We start from the raw sequence: 14,401 nt of genomic DNA on the forward strand, positions 1-14,401 counted from the left end.
ATGGCTAAGAACGATCAAAACGAACGAAATCAAAACGATGGCAGTATGACCGTGGAAGAGGCAGGACGTAAAGGCGGCGAGGCTACCTCCAGAAATCACGACAAGGAATTCTACGAAGAAATCGGTAGAAAAGGCGGAGAAGCCCGCGCTGAACAAAGTGAAAATAACAGCAACAGCAACAATAACAACAATGGGAAGATGAGCAAGGAAGAAGCAGGCCGTAAAGGCGGAGAAGCATCTTCAAATAAAAGTAATAATTAAAGAATGAAAATAATTAACCGCGTATGACTTGCAGAACAAATCCCACGTAACGATTGTCAATAGGACAATCGTTACGTGGTTTTTTGTTTATTTACTTGAATGAATTTCATAATTCCAACCCCTTTTCTACCAATGGGTTAAAGGTATATAAAAAAAGTACCTCCCTTAGTCTCGTATACTGGTAGTCGACTAAAACACCCAAAAGACTGGAAGAAACGCCTTTGACCATTGAACGAAAACAGAACCTATTTGGCATCCGGGAATTATATCAGGGAAGAGCGTGGACAATGGCTCATCGAACAGGTGATAGGGAAGCGAGCCCTACTCTTTATGGGAAAAATGTTTAGAATCATCTGGAATTTCCGCTAAAAAAGTTACGCACTGAGATAGCGCAAGACCCGAAATGGGGCGTCGAGAAAAATAATGAATGATGGAAAAGTCGCGATGCCCCTATTAAAGGGAATCGAATATCGCCTAATCCATAACTGGCGGTAACGCAGGTGTTCTTAAGAATCTCTTCGTTTTAAACGTAGTGAAAGTGGGAGTAGTTCAGAGGAAATTGATTATGATTAATTAAAAAATGACTTGACTAGAATTAAAGCAGTCCATATAATCGGAAAATATTGACTACCTTAAGTGGATGAACAGTATGGAACGAAAAGGAAATCGGAATGACTAGTACAGAAAAGGGTGGAAGTAAGGGACTGAAAAAATTAATGCGACGGTTAATTTTTCAGGAAAAGTTATCATATACTGGCAACGGAGCTAATAGCACTTTAGTTAAAGGAGATGCTATGATCTTTGGAATTGAATTCAAAGGGAGGGTTGATTTAGAAGTATCTAAGGTTTTGGGGGAATGGATTACTTTATGCGTCGATAAATCATAAAGTAGTTTGTATGCAAGCTTTTGGAATGCGAGCATTATCGAGAAAATCATCTAGAGAAATAGATGCAAAGATCCAACAATTTTAAACTCTTTTGATACAAAGAGTTTTCTTGTTGACAAAAATAACTAACCAGCTAGTATTCATGCTGTTTTGCACCAAACTAAGTTCATTGATAAGTTTTGTAAAATGAAGGGGTGTATACAATTGGAAGAGAAAAAATATGTCATGACAGACGAGCCATGTGAAACGATTGATATAAAAAAGCTATCTAAGTTGGATAAGAAAACAAGTTATAGCATTAGAACCGAATTATCCACTGGATTATCATTGGCAATTGTTTACTTTATATTTATTTTTTCTGTTCCAGCAATCAACTGGTTTAGACCAGATTGGGCCTTTGCAAAGATGTTTGGGGGAATGTCTTACAGCTGGTTTTTGACGACAATTGTCGCGATGGCAATGGCATTTATTATTGCTTATCTACACACGAAGCTTTATGAAAGATGGGAAAGAAAAAGTCTAGAAATGAGCCGTATGGAGAAGAAAGAGAACATGGTAAGTGAACAAACAAGCCAAGTGAAGACAAAGGGGGCAACATCAAGTGTACAAGCAAGTTTTTTAGAAAGTAAGGAGGAGACGTTGCTGTGATGCAAGCGTTATTAGATCCAAAATACCTCTTTACGTTCTTATTATTGGGGACGATTGTCTATATTACGTATTTATCAAAAAGAAATGAAAGTGCCAGTGACTTCTTTGTAGGCGGCCGTAATTTCGGATGGTTTACAAATGGTTCAGCGATTGGCGGGGACTATCTAAGTGCTGCAACGTTTTTAGGGCTAGCAGGACTTACCTTTGCGATCGGTTATGATGGGGCATTTTATACCTTTAGCTTTACAATTGGTTTAACGCTTTTGGCACTTTTCATAGCGGGACCTTTACGCCGATTCGGTGCTTTCACAGTTGCAGACTTTGTTGCTTATCGTTTTCATAGTAAAAGAGCTAGAATTGTTGCTGTAATTGTAGTGCTTGCTATTTCAGGATTTTATGCAGCAACCCAGTTACTCGGCGCTGCACAAATTTTGAGCATGTTTTTTGGAACGTCCTATGAATTTGGCATCATCTTTACAAGTGTTGTCATGATATTCTACGTTGGAATTGGTGGAATGAAGGGAACAACCATTAACCAAGCGTTGGAGCTTTGGATTCGTTTCATAGCCTTTATCGTCATGGTAGCTGCCGCTATTTATGGAGGTTTCCATTACGAGAGAATTCTATCCGTAATCAGTGAATTTAGTGGTACGGTACTGAACACGGGCGCATATACGACGGATGGAAAAGATGTCGTATTTAACGGAGAAACATGGTCAAAAACTGGTGCATTCAATCCAAACTTTTGGCACTCTGCATCTATGTTAATCGGGCTTTCACTAGGTACACTTGGGCTTCCGCATATTTTACTGCGTTTTTACACAAATCCAGATGCTAAGTCTGCCCGAAAGTCGGCAGTGTTAGCGATTGGGATCGCCAGTTTATTTTTCGCCTGTGCCATTTACCTTGGCGTTGTCGGAAGAGCCATCTATTTAAGTGGAAATGCCAGTCCTGAAGTCATGCAGAACCTGATTACCGGTGGGGATAATATGGTGATACCATCTATTGCAACGGCTTTAGGCGGTAAATGGTTGCTTGGATTTGTAATTGCCGGTGCGTTTGCCGCGGTTTTTTCAAATCTATCTGGATTATTTATTGCAAGTTCAGGAGCAATTGCTCACGATTTATATGCAAAATTCACGAAAAAGGAATTAACAGAAAAAAATCGAGTAGTCGCTGCAAAATTAGCGATTGTTTTTCTTGGTGTTTTTTATGGAGTTCTCGGTTTATTCGTTAAAGATGCCTCCATTGGCCATCTTGTCGCGCTCGCCTTTACAGTTGGAGCAAGCACATTTGCACCTATTTTCGTATTAGGCATTTGGTGGCGTGGGATTACTGAGAAGGGGGCAATTGCGGGGCTGATTGTTGGTTTTGTAGTTTCTATGTTTATGATTTTCTTTTCATCCATTTTACCTGAGGCTTTACAATTTAGAGTGCCAGGTATCATTACCGTGCCAGTTGGCTTCTTAACAGTGTATATTGTTTCCTTACTAGACGGTAAAGTACCAGCAGATGTGAATGCCTTTATGCGGAAAGTTCATTCAAGCGAAGAATCTGTATAAGTCATAACGTAGATCATATGTTGGGGGATCGGAAAAAGGACTTACTCCAGAATCGAAAAATGTTGCCCGTTTTAATCGTAATGTTGTATAAATACTTGTTCATATTTAAGGGTAAATTTATATATCCTTTTGCCTTAAAAATTGTAAACGTTGATTGAATAGGATTTTTAACCTCCATTTCTACATGTTTTCAAGGGTAATACATGTGCGACATGATGTAAGACAGCTGTCCTAATTAAAAAGCGTCAACTCCTAACTTTTAGGGGTTGGCGTTTTTTATGCTTTCATGTGTAAAATACAATAATGCGTGTCCTCATTAACAGAAGTGCTGAAAATTGCACGTTCTATTCATTCAATAGATATCTTGAATCAAAAAAGCGTTCAGCTCATAATAGCAGCCGACCGCTTTTGCAATAGGAAAATTTATAAATACAGTCACCGTTCAGAGTATTGGGGAAATTCTTTGTATAGGCACTGACTAATCAACTTTAACCAAGTTCCTCACCGTACCCTCTGCTTCCTCATCCACTGCGTCGCTACAAATTTCTCTCCGCTTTCTATCGGTGCGCCGCCGTGCAACGTCAAGTCGTTCAACAACGGATCGCTGTAGAAATACTCGAAATAAACGGCCATTCCTTTTTGGGGCGCGACGGACAGTTTTAGATGGGGGAAGAACGTTTCGCCACCTTGTTCGACATCGTTCAAGTACATGACGAGCGTGCTGATTCGATTGTTGGTAACATTGCTAGCCGCTGAGAAGAAGTCATGGTGCGCTTTATATTGCTGTCCTGGCAGATAATGAAGAATCTGGAGTCTTTCGCCGTGTTCGATAGGAATGTTCATAACTGCTTCAATCCGTTTTTCGATTTTCATAACAATCGGGTTGTCCCGTTCTTCTAGAAACATACTGCTGCTTGTTCTAATCTCGCTTTCCGCATGGGCTGTGCCAATTTTGGATCGTTTCATCTTGTCTGTCGAGAGCCGGATCAGTTCATCACATTCTTCGTCACTCAACATATTGCCTAAGACGACGACTAATGGTTCTTCGACTTTTGCAATGATTTCAATGTCACGGTCCGTTATGATTCTCTTTCCTAAATGATTAAATATAGTTTGTTCTTTATTTTCCGCTATCAACTTAAAACACCTCTTTACTAGTTTGATTTCTTTAAATCAAATACAGTGTAACGTGATGATGGTATAGCCAATATCGGACTTCTCTTAAGTTTCACACTTCCTCTTTGGAATAAAATTCAATATATTTTAGCATGCTATCTTGACTGACGTAAACTTTGAATATAGTCAAATAGGTAGTAATATATAACTGTTTTTTACAAGCTATTTTAATTAATTAAATCCCTGTTTAGATGACAAATTAGCAAATGAAGATACATATGAGCTTTTATACAATCGTCGAATCTTTTCCCGGAGTGTAAAGTAATTGAAAGGTATCCTGGGTTATCTAGTTGTGAATTATAGGAGACAAATGATATCGATAACAATCCAATCGATGAAACGGCAAAACGTCAAATTCTATGAAATGCGCATCCAATAATCGGGCATTGTTAAATCAGTGTAAGAACAAGTTGAGCCTCCTGTTTTAGTCAAGAGGAGGCTTCCATTAATGCGGCAGGAATTCTGAGCTGTTTTGTCTAGTTATAAATTTTCGACTTCAACACGCCCTGAGAAAAACGTAGCTCCACCGCCCATGTCGGCAATTCGATCCGGCGTTAAGGCGTTCACAAGGCGTTTTTGATCTGAATTATTTCCCCAAATTCCTTGACTGACAACAACTCCCGGCAGTACTTGTTCGCCGACAGAGACAATAAATTCACATTCTCCGCGCTCGTTCCAAATACGAACGGTCGCTTTGTCCTCGATTCCCCGCTCTTTCGCATCGTGATGATTCATAAACAAGGTAGGTTCTTTTTCAAGTTTAAGATGTTTTTCATTGTTTGAAAAAATGGTATTCATAAAATTATGGTTAATTGCAGGTACATACAGTAATGGATAATCCGAGTCTTGAATAATCGGAATATACGTAGGAAGAGCCGGTAATCCTGCCGATTTCATTTGTTCTGAATACAATTCAATTTTTCCGCTCGGCGTTTTTAAATGGTTCAATGGATTGCATGTATCGCTCGCTTTCATAAAGCGTTTATCCTTTAATGCGGCAAACGACACTTCGGATAAATGAGGGTTGGACAAATTGCTTAACGCTTGGTTGATCATTTCGGCATCATCATCTAAGAAAGGTTGCTCATCAAAGCCCATAGCTTGCGCTAACAATCTAAAAACATCAGGGTTGGATTTACTCTCTCCATAGGTTTCAATGACTGGTTCTTGCAAATGAATATAGTGATGCCAGAAAGACGTATAGAAGTCCGTGTTTTCAAATGCGGATGTCGCCGGTAGAACAATATCGGCAAACAACGCAGTGTCTGTCAAGAACAAATCATGAACCACTGTAAACAAGTCCTTACGCGCCAAGCCTTCCTGTACTTTATTGGCATCTGGTGCGACAACAGCGGGGTTGCTATTATAGACATACAAAGAGCGAACCGGCTGTTGTTCCTCCAGTAATACTTGTCCCAACAAATTCATATTGAATTTACGCGTTGGTTTCTCCTGAAGTTCAGGACGTTCTAGTGCGGCGATATTATGTGTCAAATAGTCCGAATTTGATTTAACCGCCCCGCCGCCTTTTAATTCCCACTGCCCTGTCAATGCAGGCAAGCAAGAGATAGTCCGGACTATCATGCCGCCATTATCATGATGCTGCAACCCATTGCCAATGCGAATCATGGAAGGGGAGACAGTCCCATACATCCGTGCTAGTTCATAGATATCTTTCTCCGGCACGCCTGTGATGGTGGAAACCATTTGGGGATCGTAGTATTTTACATGTTCACCGAGCGCTTCATGGCCGATTGTATACTGCTCCAAAAATGCTTGATTGACTAGCTTTTCTTTATAAAGAATATGCATAATTCCGAGTGCAAGCGCTCCGTCAGTTCCCGGAAGAATGGGAATGAACCAGTCAGCCATGCGCCCAGTTTGGTTTTTATGGACGTCAATGACGATAACTTTAGCGCCGCTCTTTTTCGCTTTTTGCGCAATCATAATTTGGTGCATATTCGTACTGACGGCATTGATGCCCCAAAAAACAAATAGTTTCGTATCCTTCATCTCTTCCGGATCCGTTCCATAACGCCCACCCATCGTGTAATTGTAGCCGGCTTCACCAGCGACTGAACAAATGGTTCGGTCCAGTTGGCTCGAACCCAGGCGGTTGAAGAAACGGCGATCCATCCCTTTAGAACTAAGTTTCCCCATATTTGCATAGAAACTATAGGGAAGAATTGATTCTGGCCCTTCTTCAGAAATTAATTTTTTCCACTCATTTGTAATAGTTGTAATGGCTTCTTGCCAACTGATTGGAACGAATTGCCCATCGCCTTTTTCCCCAATACGTTTCAATGGAGTAGTAATCCGATTTTGATCGTAAATCCGTTCAGCCATATGCCGAACTTTGTTGCAAATACTTCCTTTTGTGATTGGATGTTCGGGATCACCTTCAATTTTAATGATTTTACCATCTTCTTTATGAATCAACAGTCCACATTGGTCTGGACAATCCAGAGAACAAACCGAGGGGACGATACCATTTTCTACATCAATATACGATTGCATTATACAAGTCCTTTCTACGGGAATAATATTTAAATATAATATGAAATCCTTACATTGCTAAAGTACCTAAATCAAATAGTGATTAACAATTTTGAAATTCCGTTATTCTAAAGGGATGCGCATCCCAAAAGAATGAATTCGGGTTATCCCAATTTTAGTGAAAAGCGCTCACTTATAGATTTGATATAAACAAATGATTTTGCTAATTAGTATATCATACTATGGCAGTATATTTAGAAAGTTTCAATAACTGGTTGACTTAAAATTAAATATTCTGTACAGTGAGTTCATTAGGTCTGTTTTTATTATATTCTACTAATTTCATATTATTTTTCTATCGAGAGAAGTTGAGGGACTGGCCCTATGAAACTTCGGCAACATAATTGTGCCAAATCCAGCAAGCGTAGCTTGAAAGATAGAAAGAGGAATGCATATTTATATTGCGCTAGCGATGAATACCAACGACTCTTTCTGTTTTTTTACAGAAAGTTTTTTTGTTTTGTAAAGACATTACAAAACGGATATGAATGGAGGGCACTGATGTGTTGGAGAGAATTGGAATCACGAAAAACTTAGGTTGGGGCTTTTTTGGTGTGATGTTGTTTATGATGGGAGATGGAATTGAAGCTGGTTGGTTAAGCCCATTCTTAATTGAAAGCGGATTAACGATTCAGCAATCGGCTGCTATATTCACAGTATATGGAATCTCGATCGCACTGTCATCTTGGTTTTCAGGCGTCTGTGTAGATGTTTTTGGACCGAAACGTACAATGGCCATCGGATTAGCCGTCTATATTATCGGTACGGCAGGGTTTATTACATACGGTTTCTCTACGATGAATTACCCGATCATGCTTTTAACTTATTTCATTAAAGGTTTTGGTTATCCGTTATTTGCTTATTCTTTCTTGACATGGGTCATTTATAAGACACCGCAAAATAAATTGAGTTCTGCTGTTGGTTGGTTCTGGTTTGTATTTTGTGCGGGAATGATGGTTCTTGGTGCGTGGTATTCAAGTGTTGCGATCCAATATCTCGGTTACATCAATACAATGTGGACATCTATTTTCTGGGTAAGTCTAGGTGCGGTTTTAGCTTTAGTTATCAATAAAGACAAGTTTGAAAAGAAAAAACTAGCGAACAAAAAAGAAGCAGTCAAAGAATTATTGAAAGGTATTACCATTTTAAAATCAAACCCGAGAGTTGCTGCGGGTGGGGTTGTCCGCGTTATCAATAGCTTAAGTGTTTATGGATTCCCAGTTTTCCTACCCATGCATATGGCACAACATGGCATTGAAACAACTGCTTGGCTGCAATTATGGGGAACATTTTTCTTAGGAAATATTATCTTTAATTTAGTGTTCGGCTTCATTGGAGACAAATTCGGTTGGAAAAACACGATCATTTGGTTTGGTGGAGTCGGATGTGCAATATTCACGCCACTTCTGTTCTATATACCGGTGATTACAAATGGTAGCATTGTTGCGACAAGCATTGTCGGTTTCATTTGGGGTGGTTTGGTAGCGGGCTACGTTCCGATCGGTGCATTGGTACCTTCTGTGGCGGGTGAAGATAAAGGCGCGGCAATGTCCGTGTTGAATTTTTCCGCGGGTTTATCAACATTCGTAGCACCAGCGATCGCCTTAACGTTTATCGGGCTTGTTGGAGCGGAAGGGGTCGTGTGGATTTTCAGTGGTCTCTACTTAGTGAGTGCAATCATTGTAAAATTCATTCGTATACCGGAAGAAGAAAGTAGAAAAATGCAGGAGAAAGCTTTGCTAGTAACCTCGTGAAACTACCATCGAATAGGCGGTCAATGATATAGTATAAGAAGGACTTTTAAATCACAAACAGGTTGTGTACGCCTCTACTAGACAAGTGGATTTGGGCACGCGCTTTCATAAAAAAGGAGATGTTGTCAATGGTTGAACAAAATGTTGAAAAGGCTGCATTTGCTGGAGGATGTTTTTGGTGCATGGTGAAACCGTTTAAAGAATGGCCAGGTGTCCAAGACGTCGTGTCAGGATATATGGGCGGACATCTGGATAATCCAACGTATGACGACGTGAAAAAAGGTACATCCGGTCATGTGGAAGTCGTTGAAATCACATTTGATCCTGCCTTATTCCCATATGAGAAGTTGCTTGAAGTATACTGGCAACAAATTGATCCGACAGACGCAGAAGGTCAATTTCACGATCGCGGCTCATCGTACACTACCGCTATCTTTTATTACACAGAGGCACAACGGGAAGCCGCCAAAAAATCAAAAGCTGACCTAGCTGCAAGTGGTATTTTCACAAAACCTATCGTTACACCCATCCGCCCCGCAGAAACATTCTATCGGGCAGAAGAATACCATCAAGATTATTATATAAAAGAACAAGAACATTACAAAGATAACCGTGCACGTTCAGGGCGCAATGAATTCATCATTGAGCACTGGAGTAAATCACCATAATGGTAAGAAGGACGAGCGTATTCATAGAACGCTCGTCCTTTTTTTGAAATGGGGGATTAATAAGTGATATTCGTACAACAGTATCTTTTAATAAGCACGATAACTACTTTTTACTCCTTAGTGAAGAAGTCTTCCCTTTATTAAGTTCCTTTCTTATATTATCTAATTAAATAAAATATACAGCATAGAAGATTGTTAGCAATCCATTTTTGGAGTAAGTATTTATGGAAACAACAATGTATGTCTCAAGCAGATACTTTTTAGTAATTGCCTTTTATCTTTTTTTGACCTATATGAAACCTAAAACTGATTTAGTACTATTATTAATCTGTATTGATAATGTCTACTGGATGACGTTAATTAAAAAGCAAGAATTAGTACTAATAGATCTAATAATCGGATATAGTCAGTCCTAAAAGTATATTGATTTCGGTTTTCCATTGGAATAAGATGAAAGTGTAGATTAAATATTCTAACTTTTCACGAACTTATAACAGTAAGATAGTATTTTGTTAAGGCTAAGTGAAAATGTTAGTATAACAACTAATTAGGGGGAATTTAATTATGCAAAAAGAAGCTGTTAAAAAAAATGATCGCGTTGTAGAAGTATTTGACTTATTCATTAAACATATCCAAGCATTTCTGGAAGAAGCAGAACTTAATCATGAAGAATATACAAACTTCGTGAACTGGGCAGATCGTTTAGGGCGTACTGGAGAACTACCCCTATTTGCAGATGTATTCCTAGAGACACATGTGTTGCGTGCAATGTATACTGAGATGCCTGGTACACAACCATCACTTTTAGGGCCTTATTTTATTGAAGGAACTCCATTGCTCAAAGCAGAAGGTGAAAAACCAATTGTGTTGACGCAACGACCTAATGAAGCAGGGGATGTATTGTATTTCAAAGGGAATGTAAGCAATGTTGATGGCGAAGCACTTGGCAATGTCAAAGTTGAAATGTGGCAAAATGATTCAGATGCTACTTACTCTGCATTTGACTCAGTTGCGCCAAAATATAATCTAAGAGGTCACTTCTATACGGATGAAAATGGAAACTTTGAAGTGAAAACTATTCTACCAACCCCTTATCCCATTCCAACAAACGGTCCTACAGGAGAGTTCTTGGAATATGCGGATAAACAACCAATGCGTCCTGCGCATCTACACTTAATGTTTGAAGCGGAAGGTCACGAAACGCTAATTACCCAAGTATTCCCAGACGATGACAAATGGCTTGAAGATGACGTGGCAGACGGCGTTCGTTTGGATCTTCTAACAAAGTTCGAAAATAAAGGTGACCATTATGAGGCTGCTTTAAACTTTGTCATGCGTAAAGAACAATAATAGCAGCTAACATACAGTGATCGTGTATCTTTTATTGGACTCAGAATAAATATTTTAGATACTAAAATATCTAAGAAAACTAGTTATTCAACCCTGAAATAAGATTGTTCTAAAGTGTCAAACGAACGTATCATGAATTTACAAGTGTAGTGTTAAAAGTATTTGCCACCCTTTGAAAGCGCTATCATGAGATGGTATAATGAAGTATTAGAATCTATTAGCGATACGGCTTTATATTTAGGTAATGTTTGAGAAAGAACATAAAGAGAAACATAGCCTTCTTTCGACATAATAGTTGTATTGGACGGAAATATGAAGATGAATATATTTGCATAAGAGGAAGTGATCTCTACCTTTTATGCAAGATCCGTTTCCAGGATAGTAAATAAAAAGGGGTGTCAAATATGTTTGCAATAGAAATGAATATTGTCTCTACAAAAGAGGAAATGGAAGATCTTTTTCATTTACCTGACAGACGTTTTTTTGATTGGTGTGCAAAAAGTTATTTTATAAATCGGGGTATATTTAATGTTATCGACAGTTGGCTTTTTGACTATGGAATGAAGGATATTGTTTCACGACGTAAAGCAATGGATCACTATTTGCGTTACTTGCTTCTACATGGATTCTACAATGAAAAAAAACATTTTTTACAATTTGGAAAAAACGGTGTGACGGAAAGTCTTTCTAGTTTTGCAGAAAGACATTTACCTGAGCTATGTTATGAAGGTGATTCCTATGACGCTTAAAGCAAGTGAACTTACACTTAATGATTTGCTCACTATTTCAACAAAGCCAGGCAAAAGACTACAAGACTTAAATTTTTCTCTAACAAGTATGGATGCATGGGCAGTGCTACGAACAGATTTAATCAATGCGTTAGGAATTCAAAGAGCTAAAAGATTTATTTTAAGATATGCTTACCGATCCGGGATGCACGAAGCACGCATTTTGAAAGAAAAGATTAAATGGAATGATGACCTTGAATGGCTGCTTGCGGGTTCTAAAATGCATAATTTAACAGGCCGGTCTTTATCTTATCCTGAAGATTTCAATGTAGATATGGAGAAGGGACAATTTAATGTTTCTGGATACTGGATTGATTCCTCAGAAGTCAAACAACACTTAGAATACTTTCCGAAGCATGTGGAACCCATTTGCTACTTCCTAATTGGTTACGCAAGTGGTTATACAAGCGAATGTTTAGGAAAGCAAATAGTCTTTAAAGAAATAAAATGTAAAGGAAAAGGTGATGATCACTGTAGCTATACCGGAAAAACAGTAGAAGAATGGGGAGATGAAATCTCTGAAGAGCTACTCTACTATGAAGATGAAGATATGTCTGGGGAACTTGATCAGATGTATCAGCAAATTGAACGCCAGAAGGAAAGACTTGAAACGGGTTACTCCTTAAGTCGTAATTTAACAAAAGTAATGCTTCAAGGAGGCGGATTTAAAGAATTTGCCGAACTACTAGGGAAAAGCTTACATTGTGAAGTCATAATTGAAAATATGAATTATGAAGTGATTGGTAAAAGTGGAGATAATCCCGGTATGGAGAGAAATATGTCAGCAAGTAATTTCTGGAACAAGAGTAATGAAAACATACCAGAATTTGTTGAAACGGATCTTAAAGATAAAACATTTAAGTTATTAACAGCACCAATCTTGCTTGAAAATGAAGTTTATGGATTTATTACAATAGCTTTAAATCAGAAAAGTGATAGTTATCATAAAGATTTACTAGAACGAGTGGCTGTAGTGGTTGCTTTGTATATGCAAAACCAACGTGTTGCTATTGAAACAGAACAAAGACTCAAGGGTGAACTACTTGAGCAATTACTTAATGAGAAAAGTGCAGATGTTATGGAAATTTATAATCGGTTTTCTTATCTCGGTTATGATCTAAAGCAACCCCATTACATTATTTACATTGAAATAAATGATCGGACAATAAAGGAAGATATTAATACAAATTATGATTTTTTGAAAATTAGAAGACAACTGACAAACTTATTTCAAGGTGAAAATAAATACAGTTATAATACCCCAGTCCTAACTAAACTAAATGCTATACAAACAATTGTGCCTAAACAATTTCTATATGATGAAAAAACGACCATACAAGATTTTGGTGAACGACTACTAAAAGAATTCGATGATCAAGACAAACAAATTTGTATCGGAATAAGTGATACAACTGAAAACCTCACTGATTTTAATAGTAGATCGAAGGAAGCTAAGAAAGCTGTAGAACTAGCAAAGTTTCGCTCGCGGGAGTCAGGAGTAATTTTATCAAGTGAATTAGGCAACTTAACGTTATTCTTAAATGCAAGAGAACCAGAAGAATTAGAGTCATTTGCAAATGGAAAGTTACAAGAAATACTTAATTATGATAGAAAAAAGAATTCTGAGCTATTAGAAACACTATTTTACTACACGCAAAATGAATTTAATTTGCATAAAACAGCACGTGAGATGTCTATTTCAATTAGTGGTATGAGATATAGAATACTAAAGATTGAGGAATTACTTTCAATTGAACTTTCAAATTCTAATAGTCGTTTTGAAATTCAAATGGCACTTCAAATTTACTTGTTACTTGGAAAGATAAAACCTATTTAAATTAAAGGAGGAATAATTATGGATCCACGAGAATTTAGAAATACACTTGGACATTTTGCAACGGGAGTGACAGTAATAACAACGACTACAGACGAAGGTGAGCAAATTGGATTAACGGCAAATGCATTTTCATCTGTATCATTAGATCCACCACTAGTGTTGGTTTGTATCGATAAGAAATCAGGTAGTTTGAAAACATTAAAGAAAGGTATACCATTCGCAATTAACATTCTTCAAAAAGAACAGGAAGAAGATTGCTGGCGTTTTGCAAAAAGAACTGAGGATAAGTTTGCTGGCGCATCCTATACATTATCCACAGACAATGTTCCTTTATTGAATGGAAATTTGGCTACGATTGAATGTGATGTAGCAGAGGTTATTGAAGGTGGAGACCATTATATTGTGACAGGTCATGTGAAAAGCGCTACCTACGATGACCAAGCTGAGCCTTTACTCTTCTTCCGTGGGAAAATCGAACAGGTTATGCAAGCAGAATTGGCATAATAGTAAATATAGAATGTTAATAAATAAGGGGGATTTATAGTTATGTTAACGCCAGAAGATAATCAGTTACTGACTCAGACCGATGCAGGCACACCGATGGGCGATGTATTCAGGAGATATTGGATTCCGGCCCTTCAAACAGAGGAGTTAGTTAGTGATGGGAAGCCGCAACGCGTGAAATTGTTGGGGGAGGACTTGGTCGCATTTCGCGATACGGAAGGAAAAGTAGGCCTAGTTGATGAGCGCTGTCCGCACCGTGGGACCTCACTATATTATGGAATTAATGACGACTGTGGCCTAAGGTGTATGTATCATGGCTGGAAGTTCAATACAGACGGGGAGTGCACGGAGATTCCGTCAGAGCCAACGGATGGGAAATTTAGGGAATCAGTTCAATTAAAAAGCTATCC

13 protein-coding genes and 1 riboswitch are annotated in these 14,401 nt (G+C 38.3%); of the genes, 11 read left to right on the top strand and 2 right to left on the bottom strand.

The window, feature by feature from the left end; translation table 11 throughout:
* Nucleotides 1-45 precede the first annotated feature (45 nt).
* From CSV77_RS17325 to CSV77_RS16190, 4 genes are all read left to right on the top strand, one after another.
* Nucleotides 46-261, top strand: a complete 216-nt coding sequence (locus CSV77_RS17325; RefSeq protein WP_369802786.1) for a KGG domain-containing protein — start codon at nucleotides 46-48, stop codon at nucleotides 259-261.
* A gap of 671 nt (nucleotides 262-932) precedes the next feature.
* Nucleotides 933-1,148 (top strand): hypothetical protein, encoded by a 216-nt coding sequence (locus CSV77_RS16180; RefSeq protein ID WP_099674200.1) that lies wholly within the window; start codon nucleotides 933-935, stop codon nucleotides 1,146-1,148.
* A gap of 204 nt (nucleotides 1,149-1,352) precedes the next feature.
* Nucleotides 1,353-1,796 (top strand): hypothetical protein, encoded by a 444-nt coding sequence (locus tag CSV77_RS17205; RefSeq protein WP_233212288.1) that lies wholly within the window; start codon nucleotides 1,353-1,355, stop codon nucleotides 1,794-1,796.
* A complete protein-coding gene (locus CSV77_RS16190; protein ID WP_233212289.1) occupies nucleotides 1,796-3,358 on the top strand; it encodes a sodium/solute symporter in 1,563 nt (520 codons plus the stop codon). Before CSV77_RS17205 ends, CSV77_RS16190 begins: the two co-directional genes overlap by 1 nt.
* Before the next feature lie 501 nt (nucleotides 3,359-3,859).
* Here the strand turns inward: CSV77_RS16190 and CSV77_RS16195 are convergent.
* Together CSV77_RS16195 and CSV77_RS16200 are read right to left on the bottom strand one after the other, a co-directional pair.
* The gene (locus CSV77_RS16195) at nucleotides 3,860-4,495 is read right to left on the bottom strand and encodes a 2OG-Fe(II) oxygenase (protein WP_099674202.1); all 636 of its coding nucleotides are present in this window, start codon (nucleotides 4,493-4,495) and stop codon (nucleotides 3,860-3,862) included.
* Between the two features lie 519 nt (nucleotides 4,496-5,014).
* On the bottom strand, nucleotides 5,015-7,051 hold the full coding sequence (locus CSV77_RS16200) for a molybdopterin oxidoreductase family protein (RefSeq protein ID WP_099674203.1): 2,037 nt from the start codon (nucleotides 7,049-7,051) through the stop codon (nucleotides 5,015-5,017).
* Nucleotides 7,052-7,382: 331 nt separating this feature from the next.
* A riboswitch (SAM riboswitch) is annotated at nucleotides 7,383-7,473 on the top strand.
* 120 nt (nucleotides 7,474-7,593) lie between these two features.
* On the opposite strand from CSV77_RS16200, the gene CSV77_RS16205 reads away from it, so the two are divergent.
* The 7 genes from CSV77_RS16205 to CSV77_RS16240 form a co-directional block, all read left to right on the top strand.
* Nucleotides 7,594-8,844: an MFS transporter gene (locus CSV77_RS16205; protein WP_099632612.1), complete on the top strand. Its 1,251-nt coding sequence runs from the start codon at nucleotides 7,594-7,596 to the stop codon at nucleotides 8,842-8,844.
* Between the two features lie 128 nt (nucleotides 8,845-8,972).
* Nucleotides 8,973-9,512: a peptide-methionine (S)-S-oxide reductase MsrA gene (gene msrA, locus CSV77_RS16210; RefSeq protein WP_099674204.1), complete on the top strand. Its 540-nt coding sequence runs from the start codon at nucleotides 8,973-8,975 to the stop codon at nucleotides 9,510-9,512.
* Between the two features lie 564 nt (nucleotides 9,513-10,076).
* Nucleotides 10,077-10,862: a dioxygenase family protein gene (locus CSV77_RS16220; protein ID WP_099674206.1), complete on the top strand. Its 786-nt coding sequence runs from the start codon at nucleotides 10,077-10,079 to the stop codon at nucleotides 10,860-10,862.
* 404 nt (nucleotides 10,863-11,266) lie between these two features.
* Nucleotides 11,267-11,611, top strand: a complete 345-nt coding sequence (locus tag CSV77_RS16225; RefSeq protein WP_099632609.1) for a hypothetical protein — start codon at nucleotides 11,267-11,269, stop codon at nucleotides 11,609-11,611.
* Entirely contained in the window at nucleotides 11,601-13,487 is a 1,887-nt protein-coding gene (locus CSV77_RS16230; protein ID WP_158232093.1) for a XylR N-terminal domain-containing protein, read from the top strand. Before CSV77_RS16225 ends, CSV77_RS16230 begins: the two co-directional genes overlap by 11 nt.
* 18 nt (nucleotides 13,488-13,505) lie before the next feature.
* A complete protein-coding gene (locus CSV77_RS16235) occupies nucleotides 13,506-13,991 on the top strand; it encodes a flavin reductase family protein (RefSeq protein WP_099674208.1) in 486 nt (161 codons plus the stop codon).
* 42 nt (nucleotides 13,992-14,033) lie between these two features.
* Nucleotides 14,034-14,401: Rieske 2Fe-2S domain-containing protein (locus tag CSV77_RS16240; protein WP_144034690.1), on the top strand; the 368-nt coding region annotated here is incomplete at its 3' end.

It is taken from the genome of Sporosarcina sp. P16b (assembly GCF_002743065.1).
Taxonomy (GTDB): domain Bacteria; phylum Bacillota; class Bacilli; order Bacillales_A; family Planococcaceae; genus Sporosarcina.

Coding starts and splice junctions, on each gene's coding strand:
- CSV77_RS16200 (WP_099674203.1), bottom strand. CDS start 7,051: ATGCAATCGTATATTGATGTAGAAAATGGTATCGTCCCCTCGGTTTGT.
- CSV77_RS16180 (WP_099674200.1), top strand. CDS start 933: ATGACTAGTACAGAAAAGGGTGGAAGTAAGGGACTGAAAAAATTAATG.
- CSV77_RS16190 (WP_233212289.1), top strand. CDS start 1,796: ATGCAAGCGTTATTAGATCCAAAATACCTCTTTACGTTCTTATTATTG.
- msrA (WP_099674204.1), top strand. CDS start 8,973: ATGGTTGAACAAAATGTTGAAAAGGCTGCATTTGCTGGAGGATGTTTT.
- CSV77_RS16235 (WP_099674208.1), top strand. CDS start 13,506: ATGGATCCACGAGAATTTAGAAATACACTTGGACATTTTGCAACGGGA.
- CSV77_RS17325 (WP_369802786.1), top strand. CDS start 46: ATGACCGTGGAAGAGGCAGGACGTAAAGGCGGCGAGGCTACCTCCAGA.
- CSV77_RS16220 (WP_099674206.1), top strand. CDS start 10,077: ATGCAAAAAGAAGCTGTTAAAAAAAATGATCGCGTTGTAGAAGTATTT.
- CSV77_RS16225 (WP_099632609.1), top strand. CDS start 11,267: ATGTTTGCAATAGAAATGAATATTGTCTCTACAAAAGAGGAAATGGAA.
- CSV77_RS16230 (WP_158232093.1), top strand. CDS start 11,601: ATGACGCTTAAAGCAAGTGAACTTACACTTAATGATTTGCTCACTATT.